The sequence below is a fragment of the Ruegeria sp. HKCCA5929 genome (genome assembly GCF_013034525.1).
Classification (GTDB): domain Bacteria; phylum Pseudomonadota; class Alphaproteobacteria; order Rhodobacterales; family Rhodobacteraceae; genus Ruegeria.
Window position 1 is genome coordinate 356505 of sequence record NZ_WQGE01000001.1, and the last position, 23275, is coordinate 379779.

The 23275-nt window shown below is 56.1% G+C and carries 22 protein-coding genes and 3 tRNA genes; 11 read left to right on the top strand and 14 right to left on the bottom strand.

Annotated elements, in window-relative coordinates; all coding sequences use genetic code 11:
- The first annotated feature begins 39 nt into the window (after positions 1 to 39).
- Positions 40 to 486, top strand: a complete 447-nt coding sequence (locus GOV90_RS01735) for a nucleoside deaminase (RefSeq protein ID WP_171089751.1) — start codon at positions 40 to 42, stop codon at positions 484 to 486.
- A gap of 9 nt (positions 487 to 495) precedes the next feature.
- Here GOV90_RS01735 and tpiA read toward each other — a convergent pair whose 3' ends face one another.
- Both tpiA and GOV90_RS01745 read right to left on the bottom strand, forming a co-directional pair.
- Positions 496 to 1245, bottom strand: coding sequence for a triose-phosphate isomerase (gene tpiA / locus GOV90_RS01740; protein WP_171089753.1), 750 nt, complete (start codon positions 1243 to 1245; stop codon positions 496 to 498).
- Between the two features lie 110 nt (positions 1246 to 1355).
- Entirely contained in the window at positions 1356 to 1721 is a 366-nt protein-coding gene (locus tag GOV90_RS01745; protein ID WP_171089755.1) for an iron-sulfur cluster assembly accessory protein, read from the bottom strand.
- 216 nt (positions 1722 to 1937) lie between these two features.
- On the opposite strand from GOV90_RS01745, the gene GOV90_RS01750 reads away from it, so the two are divergent.
- On the top strand, positions 1938 to 2279 hold the full coding sequence (locus GOV90_RS01750) for a hypothetical protein (protein ID WP_171089757.1): 342 nt from the start codon (positions 1938 to 1940) through the stop codon (positions 2277 to 2279).
- A 40-nt stretch (positions 2280 to 2319) separates the two neighbouring features.
- On the opposite strand, the gene GOV90_RS01755 is transcribed toward GOV90_RS01750, so the two are convergent.
- From GOV90_RS01755 to GOV90_RS01765, 3 genes are all read right to left on the bottom strand, one after another.
- On the bottom strand, positions 2320 to 2682 hold the full coding sequence (locus tag GOV90_RS01755) for an SUF system Fe-S cluster assembly protein (RefSeq protein ID WP_171089759.1): 363 nt from the start codon (positions 2680 to 2682) through the stop codon (positions 2320 to 2322).
- Positions 2683 to 2776: 94 nt separating this feature from the next.
- Entirely contained in the window at positions 2777 to 3055 is a 279-nt protein-coding gene (locus GOV90_RS01760; protein ID WP_171089761.1) for an NfeD family protein, read from the bottom strand.
- Positions 3055 to 3945, bottom strand: a complete 891-nt coding sequence (locus GOV90_RS01765) for an SPFH domain-containing protein (protein WP_171089763.1) — start codon at positions 3943 to 3945, stop codon at positions 3055 to 3057. Before GOV90_RS01765 ends, GOV90_RS01760 begins: the two co-directional genes overlap by 1 nt.
- Positions 3946 to 4120: 175 nt before the next feature.
- Between GOV90_RS01765 and GOV90_RS01770 the strand changes: the two genes are divergently transcribed.
- From GOV90_RS01770 to lon, 4 genes are all read left to right on the top strand, one after another.
- The gene (locus tag GOV90_RS01770; RefSeq protein WP_171089765.1) at positions 4121 to 5032 is read left to right on the top strand and encodes a nucleoside hydrolase; all 912 of its coding nucleotides are present in this window, start codon (positions 4121 to 4123) and stop codon (positions 5030 to 5032) included.
- Between the two features lie 63 nt (positions 5033 to 5095).
- On the top strand, positions 5096 to 6226 hold the full coding sequence (gene tgt, locus GOV90_RS01775) for a tRNA guanosine(34) transglycosylase Tgt (RefSeq protein WP_171089767.1): 1131 nt from the start codon (positions 5096 to 5098) through the stop codon (positions 6224 to 6226).
- A gap of 24 nt (positions 6227 to 6250) precedes the next feature.
- The gene (locus tag GOV90_RS01780) at positions 6251 to 6727 is read left to right on the top strand and encodes a DUF6636 domain-containing protein (RefSeq protein WP_253284718.1); all 477 of its coding nucleotides are present in this window, start codon (positions 6251 to 6253) and stop codon (positions 6725 to 6727) included.
- Between the two features lie 223 nt (positions 6728 to 6950).
- Entirely contained in the window at positions 6951 to 9359 is a 2409-nt protein-coding gene (gene lon / locus GOV90_RS01785) for an endopeptidase La (protein WP_171089769.1), read from the top strand.
- 49 nt (positions 9360 to 9408) lie between these two features.
- Here lon and GOV90_RS01790 read toward each other — a convergent pair whose 3' ends face one another.
- Complete coding sequence (locus GOV90_RS01790; protein WP_171089771.1) at positions 9409 to 10995, bottom strand: APC family permease; 1587 nt, start codon at positions 10993 to 10995, stop codon at positions 9409 to 9411.
- 111 nt (positions 10996 to 11106) lie between these two features.
- A tRNA-Val gene (locus GOV90_RS01795) sits at positions 11107 to 11181 on the bottom strand.
- A gap of 180 nt (positions 11182 to 11361) precedes the next feature.
- Here GOV90_RS01795 and GOV90_RS01800 point away from each other — a divergent pair.
- The 3 genes from GOV90_RS01800 (at position 11362) to uvrA (ending at position 14596) form a co-directional block, all read left to right on the top strand.
- Positions 11362 to 11438, top strand: a tRNA-Asp gene (locus tag GOV90_RS01800).
- A 45-nt stretch (positions 11439 to 11483) separates the two neighbouring features.
- Positions 11484 to 11560, top strand: a tRNA-Asp gene (locus GOV90_RS01805).
- A gap of 177 nt (positions 11561 to 11737) precedes the next feature.
- Positions 11738 to 14596 (top strand): excinuclease ABC subunit UvrA, encoded by a 2859-nt coding sequence (gene uvrA, locus GOV90_RS01810; protein ID WP_171089774.1) that lies wholly within the window; start codon positions 11738 to 11740, stop codon positions 14594 to 14596.
- 16 nt (positions 14597 to 14612) lie between these two features.
- On the opposite strand, the gene GOV90_RS01815 is transcribed toward uvrA, so the two are convergent.
- The 5 genes from GOV90_RS01815 to GOV90_RS01835 all read right to left on the bottom strand — a co-directional run bounded on the left by GOV90_RS01815 (position 14613) and on the right by GOV90_RS01835 (position 19325).
- The gene (locus GOV90_RS01815; RefSeq protein ID WP_171089775.1) at positions 14613 to 14936 is read right to left on the bottom strand and encodes a hypothetical protein; all 324 of its coding nucleotides are present in this window, start codon (positions 14934 to 14936) and stop codon (positions 14613 to 14615) included.
- A gap of 105 nt (positions 14937 to 15041) precedes the next feature.
- Entirely contained in the window at positions 15042 to 15914 is an 873-nt protein-coding gene (mmsB, locus tag GOV90_RS01820) for a 3-hydroxyisobutyrate dehydrogenase (protein ID WP_171089777.1), read from the bottom strand.
- 3 nt (positions 15915 to 15917) lie between these two features.
- Positions 15918 to 16958, bottom strand: a complete 1041-nt coding sequence (locus GOV90_RS01825; RefSeq protein WP_171172807.1) for an enoyl-CoA hydratase/isomerase family protein — start codon at positions 16956 to 16958, stop codon at positions 15918 to 15920.
- 7 nt (positions 16959 to 16965) lie between these two features.
- Positions 16966 to 18108 carry an acyl-CoA dehydrogenase family protein gene (locus GOV90_RS01830; protein WP_171089781.1) on the bottom strand — a complete coding sequence of 381 codons (1143 nt, stop codon included), beginning with the start codon at positions 18106 to 18108 and terminating at the stop codon, positions 16966 to 16968.
- A gap of 101 nt (positions 18109 to 18209) precedes the next feature.
- Positions 18210 to 19325, bottom strand: a complete 1116-nt coding sequence (locus GOV90_RS01835; RefSeq protein ID WP_171091151.1) for a carboxylate-amine ligase — start codon at positions 19323 to 19325, stop codon at positions 18210 to 18212.
- 137 nt (positions 19326 to 19462) lie between these two features.
- Here GOV90_RS01835 and GOV90_RS01840 point away from each other — a divergent pair, with 137 nt between their 5' ends.
- On the top strand, positions 19463 to 20314 hold the full coding sequence (locus tag GOV90_RS01840; protein ID WP_171089783.1) for a class I SAM-dependent methyltransferase: 852 nt from the start codon (positions 19463 to 19465) through the stop codon (positions 20312 to 20314).
- A 71-nt stretch (positions 20315 to 20385) separates the two neighbouring features.
- Positions 20386 to 20862: a fasciclin domain-containing protein gene (locus GOV90_RS01845; protein WP_171089786.1), complete on the top strand. Its 477-nt coding sequence runs from the start codon at positions 20386 to 20388 to the stop codon at positions 20860 to 20862.
- 66 nt (positions 20863 to 20928) lie between these two features.
- Here GOV90_RS01845 and GOV90_RS01850 read toward each other — a convergent pair whose 3' ends face one another.
- On the bottom strand, positions 20929 to 21513 hold the full coding sequence (locus GOV90_RS01850; protein WP_171089788.1) for a L,D-transpeptidase: 585 nt from the start codon (positions 21511 to 21513) through the stop codon (positions 20929 to 20931).
- A 204-nt stretch (positions 21514 to 21717) separates the two neighbouring features.
- The gene (locus GOV90_RS01855) at positions 21718 to 23217 is read right to left on the bottom strand and encodes a CoA-acylating methylmalonate-semialdehyde dehydrogenase (protein ID WP_171089790.1); all 1500 of its coding nucleotides are present in this window, start codon (positions 23215 to 23217) and stop codon (positions 21718 to 21720) included.
- Positions 23218 to 23275: the final 58 nt, after the last annotated feature.

Consider the following 23275-nt stretch of genomic DNA (forward strand, 5'->3'; position numbering starts at 1 on the left):
GCAGGCTGCCGGTACACGCCCCAACCAAGGATCATCCCTATGTTGACCGAGACCGACAGCCGCCTGCTGCGCATCGCCTTTGATGAGGCGAAAGTCGGGTATGATGAGGGCGGCTGTCCCATCGGTTCGGTCCTGGCCCGTGGGGGCGAGGTTGTGGCGCGCGGACGGAATCAGAGAGTTCAGGGCGGTGATCCGATTGCCCATGGCGAGATGGACGCGTTACGCAAGGCCGGGCGGCAGAAAACCTATCGCGACACGGTGCTGTATACGTCGCTGTCGCCCTGCATGATGTGTTCGGGCACCATCGTTCAATTCGGTATTCCGCGCGTCGTGATCGGTGACACGCAGAACTTCGGAGGCAACGAAGACTTCCTGCGCGAGCGCGGGGTCGAAGTGGTTATAGCCAACGACCCCGACTGCATCGCGCTGATGCAACGATTTATCGAAGAAAAACCAGAGCTTTGGGCCGAAGATATTGCCGAATAACGACCGGGGTCAGATGCTTTCCAGCGCCTGAATAATGCCCGAGAAATCCGTAGCCTTCAGACTGGCCCCACCGACCAAAGCGCCATCCACATTCGAGACCGCAAAGATATCGGCCGCATTGCTGGGTTTGACGGACCCGCCGTAAAGCAGTCGCACTGACCGGCCCACGCCTTCGCCAAAACGACGTTCCAGCCGGGCGCGCATGAAGTCGTGAACCTCGCCGATCTCTTCCAGGGTGGGAACCTTGCCAGTTCCAATCGCCCAGATCGGCTCGTATGCGACGATCAGGTTTTCACCTGTTGATTGATCCGGGATCGAGCCGGACATCTGACCGCCGATAATATCGAGCGTGTTGGCCGCCTCACGCTGTTCCAGACTTTCACCGACGCAAATGACCGCTTTTAGGCCCGCGTCCATCGCCGCGCGGGCTTTGGCGCGTACGTCCTCGTCATGCTCTCCGTGATCCACACGACGTTCTGAATGGCCCAGAATGACCGAAGTCGCACCGGCATCCAGCAGCATATCTGCGCTGATGTCGCCTGTATGCGCCCCAGAATGTTCCGCGTGACAATCCTGCCCACCAACAGTTATCGCCGAGCCAGCCACAGTATCGGTGGCGCGGCTGAGCAAGGTGGCGGGAGGGCAGATCAGAATATCGACCGACGCTTCGGGATGGCTTTGTGACAGCGTTTCAAGTTCACTCAGCGCCGCGCCGGTTCCGTTCATCTTCCAGTTTCCAGCCGCCAGCTTCCGCCGCATACCCGTATCTCCCTGATCATTCGATGATTTAAGGATGCGGATAGCATTGTCTGCGCAATCTTACAATTCCGCTTGCAGACCTGACAGGGACTGGTGCCTCGACCGATGATTTAGCTTTGCTGAGCGATGGTTTCGTCGAACTTGATCGATTCACCGCAGCCACAGGAATCAACAACATTCGGGTTTTTGAACTTGAACCCCGATTCCAACAGTGAGACTTCGTAGTCGATCTCGGTTCCGAACAGGAACATCTGGGCCATCGGTGCGATCATGACGCGCGCGCCGTCCTGTTCGACCACCTCATCATGAGGATCTGCCTGATCAACATATTCCATGGTGTATTCCATGCCTGCGCAGCCGCCTTTCTTGACACCAATGCGCAGGCCAGCGTGACCGCCTGAATTCATCAGGCGGGTGATCTGCTCTGCGGCTTTAGGCGTCATGGTCACAGCCTGTTTGCCGGGAATGCCGAACATGTAAGTCTCCGTTGTCGCGCGTCCTACCCAATTTAGGGCTCAATGGTCGCAGGCTCAAGATCGACCGGGTTAAAGATTTACGCAAGAACGCTCATGTTGCGATGCAAGGTTGACGCCGTGCAACCTTGCATCGCGCAAGAAAGCGGGTTTAGCTGTGTCTGAACACGCAATTTGCAGTGTTGGGAGAGAACATTTTGGGATGGAAAGGATATTGTTATGAATAAGTTATTGAGCGCTTCTAAACCTGTTCTGCAAGGATCGATCTTTGCTCTGGCGGTTGCCGGTTTCCCATCCGGGGATGCATCAGCCGCCACGGACGCTGAAAGGCATCCGGTCAACTGTGCAACAGCCGAGGGCGATCTGCGCGCGATTGAGGCGGAAAAGAAACATGCCGAAGACAAGCAATTGGAAAGCGTTGCCTCGCTGACTCCTGCAGGGGCTTTGCTGGGTCTGGTCACGGGAACCGAGCACAAACACTTGCAAATGCTGTCTGGCGACTATGTCAAAGCGCTGAGCGACCGGGCGGCAGAAATCAAAGAAACCTGCAATCTAAATTGATTTGCATTCGGGCAAACAGGCAAAGCGCAGGGCTATCGGTTTACATAAAGCCTAGTTCCAGTCGCGCTTCGTCTGACATCATCTCCATGCCCCAGGGCGGTTCCCAGGTCAGTTCAACGTCAACTTCTTTGACGCCCGCGACCGGTTCGATTGCTTCCATGATCCAGCCGGGCATGTCACCGGCGACGGGACAGCCGGGCGCGGTCAGGGTCATGATCACCTTAACTGCGTTATCCGCAGTAATATCAATCGTGTAGATCAAGCCGAGGTCATAGATGTTGACCGGAATTTCCGGGTCATAGACTGTGCGGCACGCTTCGACCACGGCGTCGTACAATGGGTGTTCAATTGTTGACGGCGCAATCAGCGGGGTGCCTTCAAACTGTTCGCTCGGGTGAGTCATCTTTGCCTCGGGTCAGTTGCCTGACTGATTATATAGGGAATAGCCGCAACAGCGTCCAGTGGTGGCGTGGCGCTCAGACGAGCGCCATCGCGATTCAGTCATTAATATCATGCTTGAAGGTTTTGACCTGACCATGCGGCAGCGCAAAGAGTTTGCGCAAGACAAGCCATGCGATCAACGACAGCACTGCAAAGACCAGCGCGAGGACATGCAGTGACATTGTCAGGCCCGGAATCACGAGAACAAGACCCGTAATCGCTGCGCCAATGGCGAAGCCAAGAAAGATAAACCCTGGCAGAACAATCTCGAGAATCCCCAGCGCCAGCGCGGCGGCCAGCCAGATCCACCAGGTCAGCCAAAAGGGATCTGCCATCATTTTCCTCCCTTCAGCATTTTGAACGCATCTCCAAATGCTTCAAGCGCGTTTGCGGGCACAACTATGGTTTGCTTGCCAGAACCGTTGCCCAAAGCATTAAGGGCTTCAACCTGTTTCAAAGCAACCTGATATTGCGCGGCCTCGATCCCGTTGTCCTGAATGGCCTTGGCGACCACGCCCGTAGCATAGGCTTCGGCCTCGGCCTGAATACGGCGGGCCTTGGCGGTTTGTTCAGCGGCATAAAGTTCGGCATCAGCGTGCAGTTCCACGGCGCGTTTCTGACCCTCGGCCTCGGTCACTTGCGCGCGGCGGGCACGTTCCGCGTTCAACTGCTGCAGCATGGCATCACGCGTGGCCTGATCCAGATTCACATCCAAAATTTCAGCGCGGGTGACTTCGATACCCCAATCGTCAACGGCGGTTTCGACGCTTTCCTGAATGCGTGTGATCAACTGCGCGCGGTTCGATTGTACCTCGTCCAGATCCATCTTACCAATTTCAGCGCGCACGATCCCGGCTACAGTCGTTGCAATCGCGCCGTCTACGTCCCGGATGCGGTAAACCGTCTTTTCCGGTTCAAGAATGCGATAGAAGACCGAGGTGTCGATCTGCACCAGCACATTGTCCTTGGTAATCGCGTCCTGCGTCGCATTCGGCAATTGGCGTTCCAGGATCGAGATTTTGTGGCGTGCAACATCCAGAAACGGAACGATGAAGTTAATGCCGGGGCCAAGCACCGAATGCAGGCGGCCAAACCGCTCAACCACGTATTTCTCAGACTGCGGCACAATCTTGATGCCTTTGAGAATAACAACAATCACCAGCACAGCGGCCAGCAGCAAAACAATGTTTGACGAAATCAATCCGATGATTTGATCTTCGATCATTCTGTCCTCTTATTTTTGTGTACTATGGTATACATATTGGGATTGAGTCGCCCAATTTCAACTCTGGTATGAGTGGAATGGGCCGGTATGCAAATGCCTGAACGTATGAAAGTGGTCTGGAAATTTGCCGCTGTGGCGGCTTTGCATCCAACAGCGTTTGCGGTATCGGGCGGGGATGAAACTGATTATCGACACTGATCCCGGCATCGACGATGCCATGGCCATTGCTTATGCCGCCGCAGCACCGGAAATTGACCTGATCGGTCTTACCACGGTGTTCGGAAACACGTATGTTCACCAATCCAGCCGCAACGCGCGGTTTTTACTTCACAAGCTGGGGTTGGACTTGCCTGTGGCCGAAGGGGCTGCGGTGCCGATGGGGGCGGACACACACGCCCCGTCAGAGCACGTTCACGGCCCCGAAGGTTTTGGTGATTTGACCGATATCCCCCAGATCGGACAGAACCACGCGTTGCCAGCAGCCGCGTTTCTGGTTGAGATGGCCCGAGCCCACAAGGGCGAACTGGTGGTCTGCGCCGTGGGTCCGTTGACCAATATTGCAAACGCGATGCGCCTGGACCCGGAATTCGCAGGCAACCTGCGCGAACTGGTGATAATGGGGGGCGCGGTCTATTGCCCCGGCAACATCACCCGGCACGCCGAAGCCAATATCTATCACGACGCTCTTGCCGCTGAGGCGGTCTTTTCCGCACCGCCCAACACTGTTCTTGTTGGTTTGGACGTGACGCTGAAGACGCTGTACGAAACGGCGGACTTCGAAGCATTGGCGCAAAAGTCACCCGATATGGGGGCGTTTCTGCGCGACATCTCCAGATTCTATCTGAAGTTTTACAAAGAGATCGGGGGGCTGGAAGGTTGCGGCCTGCACGATTCAACAGCCGTGATTGCGTGTTCCCATCAAGCCATGTTCGATATGGTTGAAACCGGGCTGCGGGTTGTCACCGACGGCGATCAAATGGGGGCGACACAACCAGATCCTGAACGACCCGCGATCCGGGTGTGCCGCGATGTGGACGGGACAGGGGTTGTAAGTCTGTTCACGGACCGCGTGGCCTCGTTGCCCTGACGGGTTGCAAAGACGGAACGGATCGGGCAAAGCCTGCCCGGTTCGGCGATCCGAGGCGATGACATGGCGCAGAAATTCTCATTTGAGCTTAAGGCAACAGACGGCAAGGCACGCACGGGCGTGATCAGCACACCGCGTGGAGAGGTGCGGACGCCGGCCTTTATGCCTGTGGGCACAGCCGCGACCGTCAAAGCAATGATGCCCGAAAGTGTGCGTGCCACCGGGGCGGATATTCTGCTGGGCAACACCTATCACCTGATGCTGCGTCCAACAGCGGAACGGATTGATCGTTTGGGCGGGTTGCACAAGTTCATGAACTGGGACCGCCCCATTCTGACCGACTCGGGCGGGTTTCAGGTCATGTCCTTGGCAGGGCTGCGCAAGCTGACCGAAAAGGGCGTGACCTTCAAATCTCATATCGACGGATCAAAACACGAACTGACGCCCGAGCGGTCAATGGAGATTCAGCGCTTGTTGGGCTCGGACATTGTGATGTGTTTTGACGAATGCCCCGCGCTGCCCGCCGACCGGGATCGCATCGCCGAGTCCATGTGGCTGTCGATGCGTTGGGCCGAACGGTCGCGTGACGCGTTCGGCGATCGTCCGGGTCATGCACTGTTTGGCATCATGCAAGGTGGTCTGGAGCAGGACTTGCGCGAAGAAAGCGCCGAAGCACTTAAATCCATTGGGTTCGAAGGCTATGCAGTAGGCGGGCTGGCCGTGGGTGAGGGGCAGGAGGCCATGTTTGGCTGTCTCGACTACGCCCCCGACTTTCTGCCTGAAGACAAGCCACGTTATTTGATGGGTGTTGGCAAGCCCGACGATATCGTTGGCGCCGTCGCGCGTGGGATCGACATGATGGACTGTGTGTTGCCGTCGCGTTCGGGTCGCACGGGGCAACTGTTCACTCGTCGCGGCGTGGTCAACATCAAGAACGCGCGCCATGCGGATGACCCACGCCCGCTGGACGAGAATTGCACATGTCCCGCCTGTTCGAACTATTCGCGCGCTTATTTGCACCATGTATTTCGGGCAAACGAGATGATCTCGGGCATGTTGCTGACCTGGCACAACCTGCATTACTTCCAAGAGATCATGCAGGGCATGCGCGATGCGATTGCTGCGGGAACCTTTGACGTCTGGCAGGCCGAGTTTCACGCGCAGCGTGCGCAAGGCGATATTGAACCCTTGTAACCTTTCCCTTCGGGTGACTATTGCATGGTTTCCTGGTATTCTGGGGCCACTTCAAGCAATGCCATTTTAGTTAATGACCCCGGAGAGTTTTTTATGTTTCGCCTTGTTCTCGGCGCAGCAATTTTCTGCGCGACGCCAGCCATGTCAGATGTCTGGACTTTTGAAACCCCATCCGAAAACATTCAGTGCTCGGTAGGGGAAAGTGCGTCGTCCTCGGATATTCAATGCACCATCATAGAAAAATCCGGCCCACCAGCGATGCCGCGCCCTGCGAATTGTCAATCGGACTGGTGGCATGATTTTCTGATGTTCGACACCGGCCCGGTAGAGATATTGTGCCAGCCGCTGAATCGTAACAAAGACGGCTACGATCGTGCTGAATATGGGGTCACCGGTCAGTTCGGAGGATTCAGCTGCAGCTCTTCGACAAAAGGTCTGGAATGTCGCAACAAAGACGGTCACGGTTTTTTCTTGTCTCGCGCAGTGCAACGGGTGTTCTGACCTTTGAAGTGCGTGTTGCCTATGCATGTCGTGTTAATTTCGGTGGATATGTTCTTTGGACGTCTTGCAGTCCCGAAAACCTCGGTTCATGCTGAAACACGATACACGGCGGTAAGGTTGAAAAAGGGCGATGAGGCCCCACCTTTATCGTCCAAGACAGGAGACGACCAAATGTTGCCTCGATGAGGGACAAGCGCCGTCTTGCCAACGATAAGGATAGAGCATGCAAGAGCCTCTGAATTCCTCATACCCCGTCCTGCCGCTGCGCGACATTGTGGTGTTCCCGCATATGATTGTGCCTCTTTTTGTAGGCCGCGATAAATCGGTCCGCGCGCTGGAAGAGGTAATGCAGGATGACAAGCAAATTCTTTTGTCCAGCCAGATCGATCCCGGCGTCGATGATCCCGATGTAGACGGTATCTATCGCTCGGGCGTTTTGGCCAATGTTCTGCAACTGCTGAAATTGCCCGATGGCACCGTGAAGGTGCTGGTCGAAGGGCAGGCACGTGTGCAGATTACCGAGTTTCTTGAAAACGAACAGTTTTTTGAAGCCCGCGCTGAATATCTGACCGAAATCCCTGGTGACGTTACCACAACCGAAGCCCTGTTGCGCACTGTCGCGGATGAGTTCGAGCGCTATGCCAAAGTGCGCAAGAACATCCCCGAAGAGGCGCTGGCGGCCGTGGGTGAAACCACCGAGCCTGCCAAGTTGGCTGACCTTGTATCAGGTCATCTGGGCATTGAAGTGGAGCAAAAGCAGGAACTTCTGGAAACCCTCAGCGTCAGTGAGCGGCTTGAGAAGGTCTATGGCCTGATGCAGGGCGAGATGTCGGTTCTGCAGGTCGAGAAAAAGATCAAAACCCGCGTCAAATCCCAGATGGAGAAGACGCAGCGCGAGTACTATCTGAATGAGCAGATGAAGGCCATTCAGAAGGAGCTTGGCGACGGCGAGGACGGCTCGAACGAAGTTGCCGAGCTGGAAGAGAAAATCGCCGAGACCAAGCTGTCGAAAGAGGCGCGCGAAAAGGCCGAAGGCGAGCTGAAGAAGCTGCGCAACATGAGCCCGATGTCGGCTGAGGCCACAGTCGTACGCAACTATCTGGATTGGATCCTGTCATTGCCGTGGGGCACCAAATCCCGCGTCAAAAAGGATCTGGGCCGCGCGCAGGACATTCTGGATGCCGATCACTATGGGCTGGAGAAAGTCAAAGAGCGTATTGTTGAGTACCTCGCGGTTCAGCAGCGTTCGAAAAAGCTGAAGGGCCCGATCCTGTGCCTTGTTGGCCCTCCGGGTGTCGGTAAAACCTCGCTTGGTAAATCGGTTGCAAAAGCCACGGGGCGCGAATTCATTCGCATCTCGCTGGGTGGTGTGCGCGACGAATCCGAGATCAGGGGTCACCGTCGGACCTATATCGGCTCGATGCCCGGCAAGATCATTCAGGCGCTGAAAAAGGCGAAAACCACGAACCCACTGATCTTGTTGGATGAAATCGATAAGATGGGTCAGGACTTCCGTGGCGATCCAGCCTCGGCGATGTTGGAAGTGTTGGATCCGGAACAGAACAGCACGTTCATGGACCACTATTTGGAGGTCGAATATGACCTGTCCAACGTGATGTTCCTGACCACGTCGAACAGCTATAACATGCCTGGGCCTCTGCTGGACCGGATGGAGATCATCCCGCTGGCCGGTTACACCGAAGAGGAAAAGAGCGAGATCGCGAAACAACACCTGATCAGCAAGCAGGTCAAAAACCATGGTCTGAAAGCCAAGGAGTTTGAACTGACAGATGAGGCGTTGCAATCGATCATCCGCACCTACACCCGTGAGGCGGGCGTTCGGAACCTTGAACGTGAAATCGCCAAAGTGGCGCGGAAATCGCTGACCAAGATCATCAAGAAAGAGGCGGAAACCGTTGAAGTTACGCCGGAAAATCTGGATGAGTTTTTGGGTGTGCCGAAGTTCCGGTATGGGCTGGCCGAGCAGGATGACCAGATCGGTGTTGTAACAGGTTTGGCCTGGACCTCGGTTGGGGGCGATCTGCTGCATATCGAGGCGCTTAAACTGCCGGGCAAAGGGCGGATGAAAACCACCGGTAAGCTGGGCGATGTGATGAAGGAATCCATCGATGCGGCTTCGTCTTATGTGCGGTCCATCTCGCCCAAGATCGGGGTGAAGCCGCCACAGTTCGACAAGATCGACATTCACGTCCACGTGCCGGATGGGGCGACGCCCAAGGATGGTCCGTCGGCTGGTCTTGCGATGGTGACGTCGATTGTTTCCGTACTGACTGGCATTCCGGTGCGCAAAGATATCGCGATGACTGGTGAGGTTTCTCTGCGCGGGAACGCAATGCCGATTGGTGGTTTGAAAGAAAAACTGCTGGCCGCACTGCGTGGTGGGATCAAGACAGTCCTGATCCCGGAAGAGAACGAAAAGGATCTGGCGGATATCCCGGACAATGTGAAGGAAGGGTTGGAGATCATTCCTGTCAAACATGTCTCGGAAGTTCTCGAACAGGCGCTGGTGCGTACACCCGAGCCGATTGAGTGGGACGAAGCGGCAGAGGAAGCTGCAGCTGCGGCTGCTGCTTCAACCAAATCCGCGGATGCATCTGCTACAGCGCACTAGGCTGCGTATACAAAAAACGGGGAAAGGCAGAGCGTTGCTCTGCCTTTTTTTATAGTCCGATTACAGGCTGTTTTGGATCAAGTATTTCTTCTTCCGCTATGTATTTCATGAATTTTTCATCCGACAGCGCTGAACGTATGGCCAGCGCGAAGATGATGGCGGAAAACACGACGCAAAGCACAATATCCCACCCAAACGGGATCTGTTTCAAAGCCCCGGTTCCGAATTGACCCAAGAATGAGATTAACCCGAGCCCGGCAAAGTAAGGCATCAACCAAACGGCTTCGGTCAGGTCCATTTCATCAAGGCGCCCTCGGAACCGGATAAGCAGCAGAATTTTTCCGACGATCAGCGCGATCCCAAGGCGCCAGACGGTGTCCCAACCGCTCCAATACACTATCAGTGTTGCAATGGCGAAGGCGGTCAACGCGACCAGACGTACCGCTGGAATGCGGATCGAACGGGGTTGGTCTGGAAGAAGATCCCTTAGGCAAACCACGGCGATTGGGCCAACCGCGAATGACAAAACAATAGCGGCACCGTTCAGGGCGATGACGGTGGTAAAGGGAACGGTCAAAAGGAACAGGGTCCCGATCAAAAAATTCAACGCCAAGGCCCATACCGGAACCCCAAACGAAGACAGGTTTTGCAAACGTTTTGGCAGAAAACCGTTTTGGGACAGGGCAAGGGCAATACGGGCATTCGACCCGGTCGCGACCAATCCGTTGCCAAAGGGGCCAACGACTGATCCGACATTCAACAGGCTGATGAACCAGACCAATCCAACCGACATGATTACAGCGTCTAACGGGCCTTCGCCGCCAAAATTCAACTGTGCCCAACCATTGGTTAGCAGTGATGGATCCAACGCGCCGATGAAAGCTACCTGGAGGCCAAGATAGATTGCGGCGCACATGATGATCGACAGGACCAATGCTGCGGGGATGGCGAACTTTGGATTGCGCACTTCACCCGCCATATCAACGACATGACGGAAACCTATGAAAGAGAAAATGACGCCTCCGGTCGAAACCGCGGCCATGATCCCCTGCAGCCCATATGGTGCAAATCCGTCTGGTTGTGTGAAATTGTCGGCATTGAAACGGCTGGCAATCAGCAATGCGGACAGGACCACTGGAATAGCTATCTTTGCCCAGGTCAGCGCCGCATTGACATGTGTGAAGAACTTGACCCCAAGCGCGTTGACCGCAACGAAAAGCAGCATGAAGACAAGGGCTACAAAAACTCCGGCTCCTGTTAGATCGCCCGTATCGGCAGCGTGCAGCCAGGGGGCGTAAGGCGCGAGGTATTTCAGCATCGCCTCCACTTCAATGGGGGCAGTGGTGTTGTAGCCAATCCATGCCGTCCACCCCATGGCCATCGAAACGATATTGCCGTGCGAAAACTGCGGGACCCGGGCAATTCCGCCGGGAATGGGCAGCATGGCCGAAATTTCCGCGAATGTGATCGCCAAGATGAACATCGCAGCCGCACCGATCAGCCAAGAGAGGATAGCCGCAGGCCCGGCGTGCTGAACCGCCAGAAGGGGGCCGAACAACCAGCCCGAACCGATGATTCCTCCAACCGAAATGAACGTCAGTCCGATCAGGCCAATGTCCCGCTTAAGCTCTGCCATGATGACCCCTGACGTTGCTGTCGGCACAAGGCTTGGCCGATAGTGCACGATAGTCATCGAGGCCGCGCGCTGGCAAGCCTTTCAATTTCAAGCGTAATCTTAGATCGGGAATGGTGGGTGATAAGAGATTTGAACTCCTGACATCTTCGATGTGAACGAAGCGCTCTACCACTGAGCTAATCACCCATGGGACGCGTTGATATCTGTCCTGTGGTTCGGCTGCAAGTGGATTTGGCTTTGTTCTACGTGCAAAAAACGGCGGGCAAACAAAAATCTGGATTCTGACAAAAAACTTCAAAACGCCGCTTGACGCTGCCCGAGCGTAGCCATAATACACCCCAACGTTCAGCAATGAACGTGCAGCGGGCGGTTGTAGCTCAGTTGGTTAGAGTACCGGCCTGTCACGCCGGGGGTCGCGGGTTCGAGCCCCGTCAACCGCGCCATCGCTGCACTCCTTGGTCCAGGGTAAAGGCCACGAAAATAGATGCGCGGTTGTAGCTCAGTTGGTTAGAGTACCGGCCTGTCACGCCGGGGGTCGCGGGTTCGAGCCCCGTCAACCGCGCCATTTTCCCTTCAAAAACATCCTGCGTCACTGAAACAGGTCGCTTGGCGCATTGTAGCTGTGCATGATGTCAGGAAGTGTCGGCAATAATCCGTCTGTTCACAGTTTGTTCTAACTTTTCTGTTGGAGACTCAGCTCTGCTCGCCTATTTCTGAGGGACGTATTTGTTGGGGGCCGGAAATGGCTGAGCTGAAGAATATCGAGGTGCGCGGCGCGCGTGAGCATAACCTCAAAGGCATTGATGTTGATATCCCTCGGGATCAGCTGGTGGTGATCACCGGTTTGTCTGGTTCGGGCAAGTCCTCGCTGGCGTTTGATACCATCTATGCCGAAGGGCAGCGGCGCTATGTGGAAAGCCTGTCAGCTTATGCGCGTCAATTCCTCGATATGATGGAAAAGCCCGATGTGGATCACATCAGCGGCCTGAGCCCGGCGATTTCCATCGAACAGAAGACAACGTCGAAGAACCCGCGTTCAACTGTTGGGACGGTTACGGAAATCTATGACTATTTGCGCCTGCTGTTTGCACGCGCCGGAACACCCTATAGCCCTGCAACCGGACAGCCGATCGAGGCGCAGCAGGTACAGGACATGGTCGACCGGATCATGACCATGGAGGAGGGCACGCGAGGTTATTTGCTGGCCCCGATCGTGCGCGATCGCAAAGGTGAGTACAAAAAAGAATTCCTGGAGCTGCGTAAGCAAGGGTTCCAGCGCGTCAAGGTCGATGGTGAGTTCTACGAACTGGATGAACCGCCGACGCTGGACAAGAAATTCCGCCACGACATCGACGTGGTGGTGGACCGACTTGTTGTCCGAGAGGGTATGGAGACCCGTTTGGCCGACAGCCTGCGCACAGCCCTGGATTTGGCGGACGGTATTGCGATTCTGGAAACGGCCCCGCGTGAGGGTGATCCGGAACGCATCACCTTTAGCGAAAACTTTGCCTGCCCGGTCAGCGGGTTTACCATCCCCGAGATCGAACCGCGCCTGTTTTCCTTCAACGCGCCGTTTGGAGCTTGCCCCGATTGTGATGGGTTGGGGGTTGAGTTGTTCTTTGATGAGCGGCTTGTGGTGCCCGATCAGTCGCTGAAACTTTATGATGGGGCCTTGGCACCGTGGCGCAAGGGTAAGTCTCCCTATTTCCTTCAGACCATCGAAGCCATCGCGCGGCACTATGAGTTCGACAAGAACACGCCATGGAAAGACCTGCCCAAGAAGGTGCAGCAGGTGTTCCTGCGCGGCTCTGGCGATGAAGAGATCCAGTTCCGCTATGATGAAGGCGGACGCGTTTATCAGGTGACGCGCAGTTTCGAAGGCGTGATCCCGAATATGGAGCGCCGCTATCGTGAAACGGACAGCGCTTGGATTCGCGAGGAATTTGAACGGTACCAGAACAACCGTCCATGCGGCACGTGTGAGGGGTATCGCCTGCGGCCCGAGGCGCTGGCGGTCAAGATCGCGGGTCTGCATGTCGGGCAGGTGGTGCAGATGTCAATCCGGGAAGCTCTGGCCTGGATTGAGGACGCGCCGAACCATCTGAGCGCCCAGAAAAATGAAATCGCGCGCGCCATTCTGAAAGAGATTCGCGAACGTCTTGGTTTTTTGAATAACGTTGGTTTGGAATACCTTACGCTGTCACGTTCAAGTGGAACGCTGTCTGGTGGTGAAAGCCAGCGTATTCGTTTGGCCAGTCAAATCGGCTCGGGTCTGACTGGGGTTCTTTATGTGTTGGACGAGCCGTCAATTGGTCTTCACCAGCGCGACAATGACCGGTTGTTGGGGACACTCAAGAACCTTCGGGATCAGGGCAACACAGTGATTGTTGTCGAACATGATGAGGAGGCCATCCGCGAGGCCGACTATGTGTTCGACATTGGCCCCGGAGCGGGCGTTCACGGGGGTCAGGTCGTCAGCCATGGTACACCTGCGGATATCACGGGTGATGCGGCCTCGATCACCGGGCAATATCTGGCGGGGACGCGTGAAATCGCGGTTCCGGCCGAACGGCGCGCGGGCAAAAAGCAGAAAGTGACTGTGGTGAAAGCCACTGGTAACAACCTCAAGAATGTCACGGCTGAGTTTCCTTTGGGCAAGTTTGTGTGTGTCACTGGGGTATCTGGTGGCGGCAAGTCTACGCTGACCATTGAGACACTGTTCAAAACCGCATCGATGCGCCTGAATGGTGCGCGACAAACTCCAGCGCCGTGTGAGACGATCAAGGGGCTTGAGCATCTGGACAAGGTCATCGACATTGATCAGCGGCCGATTGGACGGACTCCGCGTTCGAATCCAGCCACTTACACCGGGGCCTTCACCCCGATCCGCGACTGGTTTGCTGGACTACCCGAGGCGAAAGCGCGGGGATACAAGCCGGGCCGGTTCAGTTTCAACGTTAAGGGCGGCCGGTGCGAGGCATGTCAGGGTGACGGTGTCATCAAGATCGAAATGCACTTTCTACCCGATGTCTACGTGACTTGTGAGACTTGCAAAGGCGCGCGCTACAACCGCGAGACGCTTGAAATCAAGTTCAAGGGCAAATCCATCGCGGACGTGCTTGATATGACAGTGGAAGACGCGCAGGAGTTCTTCAAGGCCGTGCCGTCGATCCGCGATAAGATGGATGCTTTGGCCCGCGTTGGGCTGGGCTATATCAAGGTCGGTCAGCAGGCCACCACGCTATCCGGTGGCGAGGCACAACGCGTGAAGCTGTCCAAGGAACTGTCGAAGCGGTCAACAGGACGGACGCTTTATATCTTGGACGAACCGACCACGGGTCTGCATTTCGAAGATGTGCGCAAGCTGTTGGAAGTGCTGCATGAACTGGTCGATCAGGGGAACACAGTTGTTGTGATCGAGCATAACCTGGACGTGGTGAAAACTGCGGATCATATCATCGACATTGGTCCCGAAGGTGGCGATGGCGGTGGTGAGATTGTTGCCGTAGGCACACCCGAAGATGTCGCAATGGTCGAGCGCAGCCATACCGGTCGCTATCTGAAATCGATGTTGGACAATGCGCGCGTCGCGGCAGAATAGCCGTAGCGACGCCAGCTCAGTTCAGAATATCGGCAACCGCACCGATCAGGTTCAGCACTTTACGTGTATCGGGATCGACCCGGTACACATAGTCGCCTGCGCGGATGTAGGAATAGTTCCGGTTCAGCCCATAGCGATAGGGATTGTCGACCCAACGGTAATCGTTTCGGATGAAATCACCGTTTCTATAGATCTTTTTTGCTTGCCCGGGCGGCACGCAAGGAATGGACTTTTTGGCCAAACCCGGTGGGCAATGTCCATTTTTGTTTTTTGCTACGGCTGTAACAGGGGCAAGCGCCATCGCCGCAAGCATTGCAATTGTCACCAGGGATTTTGTCATGCCGCTTTCCTTTGCGAACAGGCTGAAGACGCCTTGGAACATGACGGTTAGATGGCCTCTTGCCGCCTGTCTGTCAAACGACTGGGCAAGAGGCCGCCGAATTGCCTATTCGCGCCCGCGTTTTTCAAAACGTGGTAGCATCGCGCTGAAATCCCGGCCCAATCCGTCTTCATTTTCAACAAATTGTTCGTACAGGGCAGTCGCGATTTGACCCATCGGTGTATCCGCATCAGCGCTGTCTGCTGCTTGCTGGCTGAGACGGAGGTCTTTCAGCATGAGCTCGGCGGCGAATCCAGGCGTGTAGTCATTGTCGGCCGGGCTTTGCGGGCCAACGCCGGGGGCGGGACAATAGGCGTTCATCGTCCAGCTATAGCCTGACGACGTGCTGACCACGTCGAACATCTTTTGCCGGTCCAGCCCCAGTTTGTCCGCCAGTGCAAAAGCCTCGCAGGTGGCAATCATGGTGACGCCAAGGATCATGTTGTTGCAGATCTTGGCGGCTTGTCCGGCCCCGGCTTCGCCGCAGTGAACCGCTTTTTGCCCCATGATCTCGAACAGGGGGGCAGCTTTGGCGAATGCGGCTTCCGATCCGCCGGCCATGAACGTCAGCGTACCTGCCGCCGCACCGCCGATACCGCCGGAAACCGGCGCATCCACGGACAAAAGTCCAGCTCCCATAGCCTGATCCGCAACCGCACGCGCGCTGTCCACGTCAACTGTCGAGCAGTCGATTAACACAGCCCCTTTCGACATGGCAGGAATGACCTGATCCGCAACGGCCCTTAGAATAGCACCGTTTGGCAGCATGGTGATGACCGCATCAGCACCCACGACCGCGTCAGACGCCGTTTCGACGTGGGTGACACCCTCTACATTGACGCCTGCGGTATCAAACCCCAGAACCTGATGCCCGGCCTTTGCCAGGTTGGCCGCCATGGGCGCGCCCATATTTCCCAGCCCAATGAAACCGATTTGCATCTTTTAGTCCTCCTCAAAAGTCAGGGTATCCGCGCCCAGCGGTTGCAGCATTTTCGAGACGGCCGTCAAAGGGACGTTCATATCGGGAAACTGCCAGTTCGGGCTGCGGTCTTTATCGATGATTTGCGCGCGGATACCTTCCAGAAAGTCACCGTGTTCCATCGACCGGTGGGTGAAACGGTATTCCAACTCCAGGGCGCGCCGTATGGACAAAGCGGGGCCGCGCAGACGGTGCAGCATTTCAACCGTACAGGCCGTGGAAAGGGGGGCGTTTTTTTCCAGAGTCGCTAGGGTTTTCTGCGAAAAATCGTGGTCGCTGTTGCGCAGGCTCGTCACGATGTCGCCAAGTGTTTCGCCCGAGAAATGCTGATCAATGTCGGCCTGCAACTCGGCCAGTTCTCCGGCGGGTGGTGTTTCGGCATGTTGTGAAATCAGCCCTGCGTCGCCAGAGGCCTCAAGCATCTCAGTCAAATCGGACCAGTGTGATTGAGGGATGTAATGGTCCGCGAACCTTGCCAGAATTGCATCCGCAGGGCCCATTCGGAACCCAGTCGTTCCCAAAAACTCGCCCAACCGACCGGGGGCGAGGGCCAGCATAAGCGAGCCGCCCACATCCGGTACCAAACCAATCGAGCATTCTGGCATCGCGATTTTCGAGCTTTCCCCGACAACGCGATGGCTGCCATGGCACCCGATGCCGACACCGCCGCCCATGGTAAAGCCCTGAAGAAAGCTGATGACCGGCTTGGGATATTCGAAGATCATCGCATTCAGACGGTACTCGTCACGCCAGAATGTCTGCCCGTAGGCATAGTCGCCCTTGGTCCCGGTTTCGTAGAGCTCGGCGATGTCTCCACCTGCGCAAAAGGCTTTTTCACCTTCGGCGTCCAGAATGATAAGGTCAACGGCATCGTCTTCGCGCCAGTTGCGCATCGCCGCGTCGATGGCCATGCACATCTCGTAGCTCATTGCGTTCAAAGCATGTTGGCGGGTCAGGGTGATGCGTCCGGCACGGCCTGTGGTGCGGATTTCAATGTCTGACATGTGGCCCTCAGCGGTTGGCAAGCATCTGACGCGATACGATCACGCGCATGATCTCATTTGTGCCTTCCAATATCTGATGCACCCGAAGATCGCGCACAAGCTTTTCAATGCCGTAGTCGGCAAGATAGCCATAACCACCATGCAGCTGCAGGCACTGATCCACCACCTTCGATCCGGTTTCGGTCACGAATTTTTTGGCCATGGCGCAGAACTTAGTGGCGTCGGGCGCGCCGTTATCTAGTTTCCAAGCGGCTTGACGCAGAAAGGTCCGTGCGGCTTGTAGTTCAATCTCCATATCCGCCAGGCGGAACTGAAGGGCCTGGAACTGGTCGATGGATTGGCCAAACGCCTTGCGTTCGGACATGTATTGCAACGTCATATCCAAACCGGTCTGCGCGGCACCAAGGGAACAGGCCGCGATGTTCAGTCGCCCGCCGTCGAGGCCCATCATGGCATATTTGAAACCGTCGCCTTCGGTGCCGACAAGATTGCCTGCCGGGATTTTGCAATCATCGAACTGCACCTGCGCGGTGGGCTGACTTTTCCAGCCCATTTTTTCTTCCAGTGCTCCAAAGCTAAGACCCGGAGTTCCGTCCTCGACATAAACGGTTGAAATACCCTTGGGGCCGTCCTGACCGGTGCGCACCATGCATACATAGGCATCGGAATACCCACCGCCCGAGATGAATGCCTTGGTGCCGTTCAACGTATAGCCTTCGTTCGTGCGTACGGCGCGTGTCTTCAAGGCCGCCGCGTCCGAGCCGGAACCGGGCTCGGTCAGGCAATAGCTCAGCACCGTGTTGAGGCTGAGAACATCGGGCATGATGCGTGCCTTGAGGTCTTCATCCGCAAAATTGTCCAACATCTTGGCGCACATGTTGTGGATTGACAGGAATGCCGCGACCGAAGGGCAGGCCATCGACAACGCCTCGAATACCAAGGTGGCATCCAGGCGGGTCAGGTTCGAACCGCCGCTGTCCTCGGATACATACAAAGCCCCAAAGCCAAGCTCGCCGATCTGTGGCCACAAGGTTTTTGGAATGGTGCCATCGGATTCCCACTGCCGCGCAAAGGGTGCGATATTTTCCTGCCCAAACGAATATGCCATGTCGAAAATGGCTGTCTGTTCCGCGCTGAGTGCGAAATCCATGGCGTTCCCTCCCGTCGGCAATGAATTGAACGGTTGTTTATTTCCGAATTCTTACAGAAATTTTGCAGGTTCAACAATGGGGCGCAAAACGCTGGAGCAGTCTAGAGATCCGCGTGGAATTCCTCGATCAGATGGCGCACGACTGCTTGCCCGGGATCGTCCCCGCGCGCGACGGCCTCGGCGTGGACACGGCGTTGACGGGTGGCCGAAGTGCCGTTTTCGGCGATCTGCCGTAACCGCGCAAGTTCGGTCATCGTTCCAAGCGCTTCGGTGTCTTCCGCCAACAACCCCATAAGGTCGCCGATCAGTTCGGACATCGGCTTGACCGAGCGGTCGCCGAAGTCAATCAATCCTTCGCCCACGCCATAACGCTGCGCACGCCAACGGTTTTCTCCGATCAGGAAGCGATCATATTGCCGCCAACGCAGGTTGCGGTCTTTCAGTCGACACAACATTCGGGTCAGTGCCTGGACGAGTGCCGCCAGGGACAACGTGTGCTCCAGCCGGGGTTGCACGTCCATGATCCGGGTTTCAAGCGTAGGGAAACGATGCGACGGGCGCAGGTCCCACCATATCTTGGTCGTGTCCTCGATCACGCCCAGTTCGACGAGTATACCTGTGGTGCGTTCATACTCAGCCCAACTGCCAAAAACTGGGGGCAGGCCGGTTCGGGGAAGGTTGTCGAACACGGTCAAGCGATATGAGGATAGGCCGGTATCTTCGCCGTTCCAAAAGGGTGAGGATGTGGACAAGGCCAAAAGATGGGGCAAAAAGTAAGACAGCTGCGGCATCAGATCGGCGCGCAGGGCGGGGTCTTCGACCCCCACGTGTACATGCATCCCGCAGATCAGCATCCGACGTGCTACGCCGCCTAACGCGTGTTGCAAGGCGTCATATCGTTCCTTGCGGGTGTGATGTTGATCCTTCCAATTGGCGAAGGGATGACAGGATACTGCGATCGGGGACAGATTGTATTCGGCAGCACGTTTTGACACGCAGGATCGCAGGCGTTTCAGGTCTTCCCGCGCCGAGGCGATTGTTGTGTGCGGGCGCGTGCCGACTTCAATCTGACATTGCAGGAACTCGGGGCTCACCTGACCTTCGAAATCGCTTTGACAGGCCTCCATCAGCGCTTCGGGCGCTTCGGACAATTGCAGGCTGTCGCGATCTACAAGAAGGTACTCTTCTTCAATGCCCAGTGTGAATTCCTGCTGCATGGCGACCCCTTTGCCTGTCGTGCGATCCAGTGAATACGGAAATTTGCCTTTTGCCAAGGGTTTGCCCGGCTTGTCCTTGCACTTGTACGGGCGGCAATTGTAAGGAACGGATCAGCACAGACCGTGGAGCCATCGCCGTGAAACCCAGAAAATTCCCAAAGATTAACGCCGCTCTGGACGAGTTGGGGGTGAGGCTGATCGACAAGGTTACCGAACAGGATGAACGCGCGCGGCTTGAGGCTTTTGAAGCTGCCGGTGGGCTGACACGCCCGGCCTACGCGTTATCTCCGGGTATGGAAGGTTTCGACATCGCGCAACTGGTGGCGGAGTATGACCGTCACAAGGCGGATCTGCAGGCGTTGAAAGACCCGGCGCGCAATCAGACTGGCTATCGCACAGGCAACGGCTATTATGACAGCCCGGATGCAGATGCGTTGTATCTGATGATCCGCCGCTTTCAGCCCAAGCGCGTGATCGAGGTGGGGTGCGGGAACTCAACCCGCGTGACCCGGCAAGCGATTATTGACGGCGGGTTGGACACTAGGATCACTGCCATTGACCCATACCCGCGGGCCGATATTGCGCATGTCGTGGACCACTTCGAACAAAAACGTCTTGAAGAAGTTGACCCGTCGCTTTTTGCCGAGCTTGAAGCCGGAGACGTTCTGTTCATCGATTCAAGCCACGTAGTGCGGATGAGCAACGACGTCGCCCATCTGTTCTGCCGCATCATTCCTGCGCTGAAACCCGGTGTGGTCATTCACGTGCACGATGTTTTTTTACCCTACGAATATCCTAAACGTTTCTTCTATGATTGCCCCGGTTGGGGAGAGCAGTACATGCTGCACGCGTTGCTGCAATCTGGCGCGTATTCAATGCTTTGGCCGGGATATTACCTTCAACAGGAACGCCCGGATGCCGTTGCCGCCTTGCCGTTTCTGACTGAGGGACGAGCACAGAGCATCTGGGTGCAACTCAAAGAAAAATGATTTCAGAGTGATCCGCTGCGGCAAAAGGTCCGTACCCCTTTCCATAACACGCTGGAGAGGAGAAGACAGCTATGTTCCGTCGCACATTCATGGGCGCAGCCGCCGCACTTGCATTTGCCATGCCGCTTAAGGCGCAGGCCGCTGACATTGTCGATACGGCCGTTGCCGCCGGATCGTTTAATACTTTGGTTGCTGCCGTTCAGGCTGCTGGACTGGTTGATACGTTGAAGGGCGATGGTCCATTCACCGTTTTTGCCCCAACTGACGAGGCATTCGCAGCATTGCCTGAAGGTACGGTGGAATCTCTGCTGCTGCCCGAGAACAAAGAACAGCTTGTATCGATCCTGACCTATCACGTTGTGCCGGCCAAAGTGATGTCTGGCGACATTGCTGGAAAGCGCGCCAAGGTTCTGACCGTTCAGGGTGACCGGCTGAGTGTTAACGCCAAAAACGGTGTAAAAGTGAATGATGCCAAGGTTGTGCAGGCCGATATTGAGGCAAGCAACGGCGTGATTCACGTGGTCGACGCAGTTATCCTGCCGGAATAAACCACGGTTCAAAAACAACAAAGCCCCGGCGATTGACCGGGGCTTTTGCTTTTTACGACTGGCAAATCAGACCAGACGCACCTGTGTCCCAATCTGAACCAGTGGATACAGTTCTTCTACGTGCTGATTGTAGAGTCCGATACATCCAGACGAGCTCTGCCGGCCAATCTTGCGCGTGTCATGGGTTCCGTGGACCAGATAAGCTGGCCAGCCCAGATACATGGCACGGGTGCCCAATGGATTGCCAGGGTCGCCACCTTCCATCCGTACAGGCAACGAGGGATCGCGCTCACGCATGGACGCCGTTGGTGTCCAGCTTGGGAATTCGGTTTTGCGTACGACTTTTGTGTAACCGCGTTTGGTGAGTTCTTCACTCATCGGGACCGAACTTGGGTAAAGCTTGTAAGTTCCGTCCGGGCTCCAGTAATGCACAGCTCGGCTGGTGATATCGGCCAACAGGCAGCCCACACCAAGCTCATCAAAGTGATCCTGCCAGTTCTGCTGCGAGAAGGAAGACACGTTGCGGCGCACCGGCAATTGCGTGCTGATGGCATCTTCTGTTTCTGGGAAAGCATCTGTGCTTTGCGCCCGAACAAGGGCAGGGGTTGCCACCAATGATGCTGCGCCCAACAGGGCGGAACGACGGGTCATACGGGAATGTGACAAAACTGCCTCCGATAATTTTACTGCTCGGTACACACTTGGCGGACAAAATATTTGTCTTCGAGGCATTTTTCCAGTGGGCCGTGTCTGAATTTCTTGTGATGGCGAGAACGCAGAGCGGTTTATCGGCGGAAAGATGCAAAAACCCGGCCCGCAATCGGGCCGGGTTTGAAAATTCAATGGACGTTCAGATCAGTCCATGGCTTTGAAGTTGAACTCGCCACCTTCCTTGATGCCCGACGGCCAACGGGACGTGACGGTCTTGGTGCGGGTATAGAATTTGAAGCTGTCAGGGCCGTGCTGATTCAAGTCACCAAACATCGATTTCTTCCAGCCACCAAAAGTATGATAGGCCAGCGGAACCGGGATCGGCACGTTGATACCGACCATGCCGATATTGATCCGGCTTGCAAAATCACGCGCGGTGTCACCGTCACGGGTGAAGATCGCGGTACCGTTGCCATATTCATGGTCCATCGCCAGTTTCAGAGCCTCTTCATACGAACCGGCACGCACGGTGGACAGGACCGGGCCAAAGATCTCTTGTTTGTAGATATCCATGTCCGGGGTGACGTGGTCGAACAGATGCGGGCCAACAAAGAAGCCGTCTTCGTAACCCTGAAGGCTGAAATCGCGGTTGTCGACTACCAGCTTTGCGCCTTGCTCTACGCCCGAGTTGATCAGACCCAGGATACGTTCTTTGGCGGCTCCGGTCACAACCGGACCCATGTCAACGTCATCACCGGCGGTGTAAGGACCAACTTTCAGCTTTTCGACACGCGGGATCAGTTTTTCGATCAATTTGTCAGCGGTTTCTTCACCAACGGGAACCGCGACTGAGATTGCCATGCAGCGTTCGCCTGCTGCGCCAAAGCCGGCACCGACCAGCGCATCGGCCGCCTGATCCATGTCAGCGTCCGGCATGACGATCATGTGGTTCTTGGCGCCGCCGAAGCACTGGGCGCGTTTGCCGTTGGCGGTTGCGCGGCTGTAGATATATTGCGCAATCGGCGTCGAACCCACAAAGCTGACGCCCTGAATGATTTCGCTGTCGAGGATCGTGTCAACGGCTTCTTTGTCGCCGTTCACGACCTGGAACACACCCTTGGGCAGACCAGCTTCGATGAAGAGTTCAGCCAGCATCAGCGGAACAGACGGGTCACGCTCGGACGGTTTCAGAACCACCGCGTTGCCACAAGCAAGCGCCGGGCCTACGTGCCACAGCGGCATCATGGCAGGGAAGTTGAACGGCATGATCGAACCAACAACGCCCAGAGGTTGGCGCATGGAATACATGTCGATACCGGGGCCTGCGCTGTCAGTGAATTCACCTTTCAGCATCTGAGGCGCACCGATGCAGTATTCAATCACTTCCAGACCACGCTGCAAGTCGCCTTTGGCATCGGGGATGGTTTTACCATGCTCGCGGCTTAGCGCTTCGGCCAACTTGTCCATGTCGCGGTTCATCAGGCCAACCATGGCCATCATGACACGCGCACGCTTTTGCGGGTTGGTCGCGCCCCATGCGGGCTGGGCCGCTGCCGCCGCTTCAATAGCTGCGGTGGTTTCTGCCGCGCTGGCCATTGGGCATTTGTACTGAACTTCGCCGGTCGCCGGGTTGTAAACGTCGTCGAAACGACCGGATGTTCCGGCGACCATTTCGCCGTTCAAAAAATGGGTCAGGTCTTGCATCAAGAGCTCCTCCGATAGGTTTGCGCGCAGAATAGACTTGCAGAAATCCCGCGAACAG